Origin of the sequence: Paracoccus sp. (in: a-proteobacteria), from assembly GCF_046462195.1 — a bacterium.
Classification (GTDB): domain Bacteria; phylum Pseudomonadota; class Alphaproteobacteria; order Rhodobacterales; family Rhodobacteraceae; genus Paracoccus.
Map to the genome: position 1 here is coordinate 1 of NZ_JBKGUN010000039.1, position 9,157 is coordinate 9,157.

A 9,157-nucleotide genomic window follows, 5' to 3' on the forward strand; every position below is an offset into this window, starting at 1 on the left:
GCCCCCGGTTGGCTCATGCCGGGACGCTTGCCCTGCCGGCCCGACCGCCCGTATCCCCCGGCAGGCCGGAGTTCCGCAACAACGCCGTCTTGATGAGCTGACCCACTCCCATCGCAAGCAGCCAGTGCTACGGTGTAAACAAGGCGCCATTCGCTGGTGATCGCGCCGTGCCTTTCGGCGGTCCGCAAGAGCCTGGCTGCCGCAAATCCGATCGCGGCATCGACCAGCGTTGCCGCCCCCACGTCCCACAGGACTGATTTGCCCAGCCAATGGATCTGGGCCTCGCCTGTCGGCTTGGTCAGCAGCAGAAAGGGAAGAAAGACGAACAGATAGGCCAGTCCGTCATTGGCGCCGGACTCGAACGAGATGGCGTGACGGAGGTTCCCGGGGATGTTGTTCTCGGCCTCCTGTTCCGTGACGATCGGGCTGGCGGCAACAGGATCCGTCGGGGTGATGATCGCCCCGACCCAGGCAGCCACCCAGAAGAGGAGGCCCAGGATCAGGAACACCAGTGCCGTACTGACAGCCCACATCAAGACCATGCTGACGCCGACAAGCACCAGAAGTTCCTTCCAGCTTCGACGCAGATAAGATGCTGGGATGCGCAGCGCGACGCCGAACAATCCAATCCCCCACAGCAGCCGCGCTGCCTTTTCCATCAAGGGCGCGCGGTCGCCTATCAACTCCCTGTCGATCAGCCAAGGATTCCGTGTCCGACCAGAACTCTGATGATCAGGGCAAGGAGCGTCGGAGGAAACGGACTGCGCGACAGCCAAGCGGACCCAGGCCAGGGCGATCGTCACGCCGCAGAGGAGAGCAAGGATCGTGTTGATGTCATTCATCGGGGGATCCCTCGCAGCGAATGAGAAGGTCAGTTCAGATTTTGGGTCGAGTTGCGGCAGGCTTGGGCGCAGCGCATGCAAGCTTCCGCGCAGATCCGGCAAGGTTCGTGCATTTCGACATGCTTCTCGCATTCATGCCCGCATGCATCGCAAGCCGTGGCGCAGGCTTCGATAATCGCGCGAATGACCGGAACATTCGATCCGGTCCGCTGGCTTGCAACGGCGCCGCCGCCGAGCAGATGTCCGCGAAGTCAAGGTTGAGTTGGATGCACTGGCACAGTTGATCAACCATGTCTTCGGCAAGGCATGCGTCGGCGCAGGAGGTGCACGTCTGAGCACAGCCATAGTATTCTTCGATGCAGCGCGGCAGCCCGTCTGCCGTATCTTCCTTGGCATTGGGATGACGTGCGATCATCTGGTGGACGTCCAACTTGCTCTCTTTGCTGTATGAGTGCGGCGCATAGGCATAGCCAGCCCGCAACATTCGCAGCAGAAGGATGTTGCAAACCGCCAGCACCTGGCGCCGGACTGGAATCTAACGATCAGCCGTGCTCCTCTGCCGCTGTTTCTTCCAGCGCCCGGTTCAGGGTACGCAGCACGTCGATGTGGTGCACACTGCCAATCAGGCGAGGGGCCGCATCCGGGCCGTCGGATGCCATGACAGCAAGAATGGCCGCACCACTGCGTTGGAACTGGGGCAGGGCTTCCGCCAGCGTGGTCGTGGGCGTCAGGGTGGGGCCCTTGTCGGCCAGCGCCCGGACAAGATCCACAGTCGTGGCATCGTCATCCTGCAGCGGACGAATGACGGGCGTGATCCTAAGCTTGTGCGGCAGCCAGACATGGGGGCCTTCGGACAGGCGGATGCCGCGTTTCTCCAGTTGCGTCAGAAAGAACGAGCCCCCCACAAGACGAGAGGCCAAGGCCGAACTGAGCGAAACGGAAGTCATGACGGCAAGGCCGGTTTGCCAGTCGCCTGTCATCTCGAACACGATCAGTGCTGTCGAGATAGGGGCGCCCAGAACAGCCGCGCCAACGGCAGCCATGCCGGCAAAGGCATAAACATTGACGCTGCCGGAATAGGCGGGAGCGAGCGTAGTCGCCACGATCCCGAAGGCAAGCCCAGTGAGTGAGCCCATGACCAGTGCCGGGGAGAAGACGCCTCCGCCCATTCGTCCGCCAAGCGTGATCGCGACCGCCAATGCCTTGACAATGGCGAACAGGATCGCCTGGTTCAGCCCGATCTGCCCCGACAGTGCGGCGGCGGTTGTTTCGTAACCGACGCCGATGATGTGCGGGAAGGGGATCGCGATCATCCCAAGCGCCAGGCCTGCCAATGCGGGCCGCGACCAGCGCGGCCAACCGAGCAGGGCCATCAGCCGGGTGCCAAGCCGGTCGGCGCGGAAGATCCCGCTCGTCATCGCTGCTGCAACCAGTGCACACACGAGGCCAAGCGCCATGAACGCGGGAAGCTCGGCATGAAAGGCGAGGTCGGGTTCGACAGGCAGGTCGAATTCGGTCAACCCTCCGAACTGCAGCCGGTTGATGACCGTGCCCGCCACGGCGGCAATGGCAATGGGCGCAAAGGCATGGGTGGCGAAATGGCGCAGAACCACCTCGTGCGCGAAGAGCGCGCCGGCGATGGGGGCATTGAAGCTGGCGGCCACCGCCCCGGCCACGGCACAGCCGAGCAGTTCCCGTCCGGTCACTGGATTGGCCTTGATGCGGCGAGCCACGGTTGTCGAGACAACGCCAGCCAAGTGAACAACCGGCCCTTCGCGTCCCGAACTGCCGCCGGTCCCCAAGGTGATCAACGAAGCCACAGCCGAGGCCAGGCCCTCGCGTATCTCTACCCGGCCACCGTCCAGCGTCGCACCTTCGATCACGTCGGAAACGGCCCGAACCCGAGCATCCGGGGTGAAGCGATCCAGGATCAATCCGACAACTGCGCCCCCCAGAACCGGAACGATCAGGACCCAGTACCAGGGCAGGGCACTGGCGGCACTGGCCAGTGTCACGTCATCGGCGCCATAAACTGCCCGCTGAAGCCACGAGATGCCAAGCCGAAAGCCAAGGGCTGCCAAGCCCGCACCGACCCCGATCAGCAGCGCCAGCAGCCAGAACTGCAGCTGGCTGGGACCCCGTTTTCGCATGATGCGCAAGACGCGCTGCGCGCGCCGGCGCAATGCGTTCCTGTGGCGTAAGCATGTCGGTTCCGGCATGGGTTCCTCGCAGCGGGCTTGCCGTTATCCGACCATGTTTCTGGTACATGCTCCAGAACTGAAAACGATCTCGGTCTCCTTTGACATGCGGAGGACTGACGTCGACCTGACGGAAGTTGCGCAAGAAAGTTCCGACTGACCCATCATTGTGGCAATGCATTATGTCTGCAGAGTAAAACATGGTTTACGTACCTTAAGCTTTTGTAAGTACTATGGTATTGGAACAGTGAGGCTCATGATGTCGATCTGCCACAGATCTGCGGTCTGCAGCATCAGACTTTGACCTGTCCTTTTCCTTTTGCTCCCGGGTACTTGTGACGGACGGCAGTCAGCACTGATGCCCGGGGGCGAGGATGCGACGCAGCTTTACCGGATCTTCCTGGTCATGCTGTGTGGAGCAGTGGTTCTTTGGTTAGGTCTGAACGGCCTGTTCCTGTATTTCACGCAGGTCAATCGCGGGCATTTTGCACGTCGTCATGCCCACCGCATCATCATCGGGGCAGGGGTGATCCTGCCCACTGTGGTGGTGGGGGCGTCGCTGGCCTGGGGGCTGTCCATCATGCCCTCGCAGCGTGCGCCCGGGGATGGCCTAGTGATCCGTGTCACAGCCGAGGAATGGTGGTGGCGGGTCGAATACTGGCCCCCGGAAGCCGAGGTCCCGATCCTGTCCGCCAACGAGATCCGCTTTCCGGCCGGCAGCCGGACCGAGCTGCAACTGACGGCGCGCAACTATAGTCATTCGTTGTGGATCCCGTCTCTGGGAGGCAAGATGGACATGATCCCGGGGTGCCAGAACGTGATGTCGCTGCAGCCCGACCTCAAGGCTTTTATCGCGGGCAATGTGCGGAATCCTGTGGCGCGTCCCACGCATTGATGGCCTTCGAATCCGTCGTCATGGCACCCGATGACTTCGAGACATGGCTGGCCGAACAGGCCGCACCTGCGCCCGCACCGCAGGGCACTGTGGAAAGGCAGGGACAGGCGATTTTCCGTGATGAAGGATGGGGGTCTGCCACGCCATCAGGGGAACCCCGTTCGCCGAAATGGTGGGCCCCGACCTGACGCATCTCGCCTCGCGCGTCTCCCTTGCCGCCAGGACCAGGGAGGTCGAGCGGGATGATCTGATGACTTGGATCGCCCATACCCGCGATATCAAGCCCGAAGTTGCCATGCCCGCCTATGATTGGCTGAAGGCGGACGAACTTGTGCCTTGGTGGCCTATCTGGAGGGCCTCGAATGATCAATCGCACCCCCCCCCCGACCCCTACGCCCCGTCTGGGGCGATGCTGGCCGAGGCGGTTCCGCAGGATGTCCGGGATGCGCAGGAGGACCGGCTGCGCCGCGTGTGGAAGACCAAGACCGGCATCCCTACCTGATGTTTGTCAACAACTTCGAGATCGGCAAATGGTACTCGCTGACCTGCTTCGCGTTCATGCTGGCGGCGGGGGTTCTGGCGCTGCTGATGCGCGTGCAACTCGCCTTCCCGGGAATGAAGTTCCTGGACGCCGACCGCTTCAACCAGTTCTTCACGATGCACGGCTCGGCGATGATGTTCCTTTTCGCCGTGCCGCTGTTCGAAGCGATGGCGATCCTGATCCTGCCTGCCTTTCTGGGCGCGCGCGACATGCCGTTCCCGCGCCTGTCGGCCTTTGGCTACTGGTCCTTTCTGATCGGGGGCGTGTTTGTTCTCGGCTCGGTCCTGTTTGACGCGGCGCCCAGTTCCGGCTGGTTCATGTACCCGCCCGTCGCGACCGAGGACCCGGGCGTTGGGTCTGACATCTGGCTTCTGGGCCTGTCCTTCATCGAGATCGCCTCCATCGCCGCAGCGGTCGAACTGATCGTCGGTGTCCTGAAGTGCCGTCTGCCGGGCATGCGGGTCAACACGATGCCGCTCCATGCTGGTATGTGCTGGTGGTCGGCGGGATGATCCTGTTCGCCTTTCCACCCCTGATCGCGGGCGACCTGCTGTTCGAGCTGGAGCGCGCTCTAGACTGGCCCCTCTTCAATCCCGCGCGTGGAGGCGACCCGATCTTCTGGCAGCACCTGTTCTGGATCTTTGGCCATCCCGAGGTGTACATCGTCTTCCTGCCTTCGGTCGCGATCGCGGCCATGGTGGTCCCCACAATGGCGCAGCGGCCGATCGTCGGGTATTCATGGATCGTGCTGTCGGCGGTGGGGACGGGGTTCCTGTCCTTTGGGCTGTGGGTGCATCACATGTTCACCACGGGCCTGCCGATGATCTCGCTGGCCTTCTTTTCCGCCGCGTCCGAGGCGGTGGTGATCCCCACGGGCATCCAGCTGTTCGTGTTCCTGGTCACGCTGATGGTCGGACATGTGCAGAAAAGCCTGCCGATGCTGTGGATCCCAAGGGGCCTTGCGATCTTTACTGCCGGCGGGCTGACCGGCATCATGCTGGCCATCGCGCCCTTCGACGGGCAGGTGCATGACATCTACTTCATCGTCGCCCATCTGCACTACACGCTGTTCGGAGGGATGATCCTGCCGGTAATGGCAGGGGTCTACTACTTCTTCCCGTTCTTCACCAGGCGCGTCCTGTCGGTCCGGCTCGGCAAATGGGCGTTCTGGCTGATCTTCGGCGGCTTCAACCTGACCTTCCTGCCCATGCACCTGACGGGGCTTCTGGGCATGCCGCGCCGGGTCTTCACCTATGAGCCGGATCTGGGGTGGAACACCCTGAACCTGATCTCCTCGATCGGGACCTTCATCATCGCGGCCGGGTTCCTTGTCTTTACCTATGACCTGCTGCGCCCGGGCAAGCCCCGCCTGCGCGAGCGCAACCCGTGGAATGCCGGCACCCTGGAATGGAGCGACACGTTGTCCGATGATGACGGGGGCGTGCGCTCGATCCCCTACATCACCTCGCGTTATCCGCTGTGGGATCAGCCCAAGCTGGTGGATCGGATCGCCGGAGGCCGTTACTACCTGCCCGATGCGCCCGAAGGCCACCGCGAGACACTGGTCACCAGCGTCATCGACGCCCGGCCCGTGCAGGTCCAGCGCGTCACGGGCGATGCCTGGATCACGCTGCTGGCGGCGGGTTTCATCGGTGGCTGCTTCATCCTGCCGACCTTCCATTTCTATGTCGCGGGTGTCATCTCGGGTCTTATCGGGGTCGGTTGCATCCTTTACTGGCTCTGGACCTCGACTGCGCGCATTCCGGAAAAAGAGATGAAGGACGCGGGGCTGGGCTTGAGCCTGCCGACCTATGCCGCAGGGCCGCAGTCGGTCGGATGGTGGGCCATGTGGATCACCAGGCTGGGCGACGCGACGGCCTTTGCATCGGTCGTCTTCGGGTTCTTCTTCTACTGAACCGCCAATGCAAGCTTCCCCCCGCAGACGCGGTGCATGCGGACAGAACATAGGTGGCGCTGGCAATGGTGCTGGCCTGGGCGTTGACGCTGGCTGCGCGCAGCCTAACCGCAGCGGCAGGGTCATCGCCACACGCGCGGCGCTGGTCGCCGCCCTCGTGGCGGCGCTGGCCGGAGGAGGATTGCTGGTCCTGTCGATGCTGGGATTGTCGCCGTCCAGTCACGTGCATCCGGCGATCATCTGCGCACTGGTCATCTGGACCGGCGCCCATGTTCTGGTGGGCGTGCTGATGCAGGTCTACTGTTTGGCTGGCACGATCTTTGGCAAGATCGACCCCGATCATGATGCCGATCTGTGGAACGTCTCTCTACTGGCACTTCCATGTCCTGACGGTTCTGGTCACCGCCGCCGTCATCGGCCTTGCGCCGAGGCTGCTATGGAGGATCGGATGACCGGTATCAGCCGGCGGCAGAACCAAAATGAGTTTCGTGGTGCAACGGGCAGCCTGTTTCGCATCGCGCTGGCCGCCACAGTCTGAACCTTTCACTTCCTGTTCCGCTATGCGGGCGCGGCTGTCTGGTGCGCCAAGGTCGGGACACAGGAGGGAGACACTTTCCTGCGGCTGTCGATCCTGGGACTGACGCTGCTGGCGCTGGCCGCGATCGGCTCGCAGGGTAGGCACTCCTATCGGCAATGGGCGCCGCATGACCATGACGATCATGTCGAGGGACCCATCCGTTTCCTCGGGCAGGCGGCCTACCTCCTGTCGATCATCTCGTTCATGGGCGTCGTTTATGTGGCGCTGCCGGCCTGTTCATCGAGAGTTGCCGATGATTGTCCCGTCCCTCTGCGCCGGTGGCGGAGTGCTGCTACTTGCGGCAATCTGGTGGCTTCCGTTGGAGGAGGCGGCACCGCGCTTTCCGCTGCACATGGTCCTGGTCGCCTTGGCGGCGCCCTTGCTGGTGCTGGGATTTCCCGCGCTAGGCCGTTGGTTGGCGATTCTGCCAATGGTCGCGGCAGGCTTGGAGTTTCTGCTGGTCTGGGCCTGGCACCTGCCTCTCGCGCATGGCTTGGCGTATCGATTGCCGATGGGCTTTGCGCTGGAGCAGGCCAGCTTCCTGCTGGCAGGCCTCTTTGTCTGGGCGGGTTGCCTGCGCGGTGCCGCGAGGGATGATGTCGGACAGGCGCTGACCGGGCCGGGGGGCTGCTGACATCATGCACATGACGCTGCTGGGGCGCTGCTGACATTGGCACCGCGCGATCTTTATGCAGGTTTTTGCGGCACGGCCCCCGATGCGGAGAGGCAGGCCATTGGAGGGATGCTGATGCTGATCATAGGTACGCCGGTCTATTTACTTGCCGGCGTCGCGCTTGCCGCGCGCGCTGTCCTTGCAAGAGATTCCGGCATGAGCAGACTGCGCATCATCATCGCCGCGCTGGCTGCCATCGGGGCGTTCGGCGCCTTGGCCGGATTGGCCGTGGTGTTCATTGGCCTCTTCAACACCTTGGCGCAAAGGCCATTGGGCAATAACGAGCCGGGTCTTGCACACGACCTTCGAGAATGCGGTCGAACTTCGCGCGCGCTATCACGACAGCGCCTGCCGCATGTGCAATGCGCGCCCCGGGGCTGTAGCGGATGCGACTGTTGCATCGATGGTCCCCCGTCCGCCCCAGATCGGAGAAGCCGTTGCAGATTGGCGTCCCGAGGAAATGCACTGGATCGTCAACCAAGGGGTCAAGATGTTCGGGATGCCGGCAGGGCCAGACTCAGACAGGCCGGAAGAGGTCTGGGCCGTGGTAGCCTTCCTGACCGCCGTCAATGGCGGGATGACCGCTGGTGACTATCTGGAAGTCACCGGTCCTGCACCCGAGCGGTATTGCGCGGGATGCCATGGCCCATAGGGCACGAGCCGCGCGCCGCAGCTGGATATTCTCGAACCTGAGTACATCGAGATGACGCTGGCCGCCTATCGGTCAGGGGGCGGCCCAGTGGCATCATGTCTTGTGCCATCAGCCAGATCGATCCTTCGGGTGATGCACGGCCGGCGGTTTCCTTGTCATCTTTGGCGGCGGCGGCAGTTGATGGCGATGGCCCGAAAGCCGACTTGCTGGCGCAAAGGGGCACGGAAGATGTGCCCGCCTGCCTGGCCTGCCATGGACCGAGCAACCGGAACCCGCTCATTCCCAGCCCTGACGGGCAGGACTGGGAATGCTTGGAGCAACAACTGATCCTTTGGTGCGCAGGGCAGCGCGGAGACGGACAGCGTGCCGCGCTGATGCATTCGGTGGCGGATGATCTGACGGACCAGCAGATTGAAGAGATCGCAACCTACTTCTCTGCGAGAACCCCCCAGGCATTTCAAGTGACGCCATCATCAAAGGCGGTTGCTGAACCATTGCCGCGCAGGCGGCCGGCTGCAGCTGTGACCATCGCATAGGCCAGGTGCAGAGACCAGAGCAACGGCTCCGACCGCACCTGCCACCCACACCATCGGGACAGTCGCCACAGGTGAACGCTTCCGGTCGCCGCCATCGGCCCTGTCATCCCTGGCGCGCCTGGCGCCACGACAAAGGCAGCCATGGTGACCACGGTAAGCACAAGGATGCCGCCATCACTCCGGTTGAAGGGGATCGGCAGAGGGCGCTCGCCTTTGGCGGCAAGCCAGTTGCGGGTGAAGCTGGGAATGATCCGTCCTCCAATCAGGATGATCAAGAGCAGCGCCGTGGCCAGCCCCAGCCGCATGCCCGATCCGCCTGCGGCGGCGC

At 63.1% G+C, this 9,157-nt stretch carries 7 protein-coding genes and 1 pseudogene; 4 read left to right on the plus strand and 4 right to left on the minus strand.

What is annotated here, in order from left to right:
- From ACLHHB_RS02715 to ACLHHB_RS02725, 3 genes are all read right to left on the minus strand, one after another.
- The coding region (locus tag ACLHHB_RS02715) for a cation:proton antiporter (RefSeq protein ID WP_410216747.1) at positions 1 to 842 on the minus strand (842 nt) is incomplete at its 3' end.
- A 34-nt stretch (positions 843 to 876) separates the two neighbouring features.
- Positions 877 to 1,272, minus strand: a complete 396-nt coding sequence (locus ACLHHB_RS02720) for a hypothetical protein (RefSeq protein WP_410216748.1) — start codon at positions 1,270 to 1,272, stop codon at positions 877 to 879.
- 112 nt (positions 1,273 to 1,384) lie between these two features.
- Entirely contained in the window at positions 1,385 to 3,061 is a 1,677-nt protein-coding gene (locus ACLHHB_RS02725; protein ID WP_410216749.1) for a chloride channel protein, read from the minus strand.
- Between the two features lie 337 nt (positions 3,062 to 3,398).
- Between ACLHHB_RS02725 and ACLHHB_RS02730 the strand changes: the two genes are divergently transcribed.
- From ACLHHB_RS02730 to ACLHHB_RS02745, 4 genes and pseudogenes are all read left to right on the plus strand, one after another.
- Positions 3,399 to 3,935, plus strand: coding sequence for a hypothetical protein (locus ACLHHB_RS02730; RefSeq protein WP_410216750.1), 537 nt, complete (start codon positions 3,399 to 3,401; stop codon positions 3,933 to 3,935).
- A 409-nt stretch (positions 3,936 to 4,344) separates the two neighbouring features.
- Positions 4,345 to 6,843, plus strand: a pseudogene (locus ACLHHB_RS02735) (cbb3-type cytochrome c oxidase subunit I).
- Between the two features lie 378 nt (positions 6,844 to 7,221).
- A complete protein-coding gene (locus ACLHHB_RS02740; RefSeq protein WP_410216751.1) occupies positions 7,222 to 7,602 on the plus strand; it encodes a hypothetical protein in 381 nt (126 codons plus the stop codon).
- A 331-nt stretch (positions 7,603 to 7,933) separates the two neighbouring features.
- Positions 7,934 to 8,293 carry a c-type cytochrome gene (locus ACLHHB_RS02745; protein ID WP_410216752.1) on the plus strand — a complete coding sequence of 120 codons (360 nt, stop codon included), beginning with the start codon at positions 7,934 to 7,936 and terminating at the stop codon, positions 8,291 to 8,293.
- 457 nt (positions 8,294 to 8,750) lie between these two features.
- Here ACLHHB_RS02745 and ACLHHB_RS02750 read toward each other — a convergent pair.
- On the minus strand, positions 8,751 to 9,157 hold a 407-nt coding region (locus tag ACLHHB_RS02750; RefSeq protein WP_410216753.1), incomplete at its 5' end, for an NnrS family protein.

Coding starts and splice junctions, on each gene's coding strand:
- ACLHHB_RS02730 (WP_410216750.1), top strand. CDS start 3,399: ATGCCCGGGGGCGAGGATGCGACGCAGCTTTACCGGATCTTCCTGGTC.
- ACLHHB_RS02725 (WP_410216749.1), bottom strand. CDS start 3,061: ATGCCGGAACCGACATGCTTACGCCACAGGAACGCATTGCGCCGGCGC.
- ACLHHB_RS02740 (WP_410216751.1), top strand. CDS start 7,222: ATGATTGTCCCGTCCCTCTGCGCCGGTGGCGGAGTGCTGCTACTTGCG.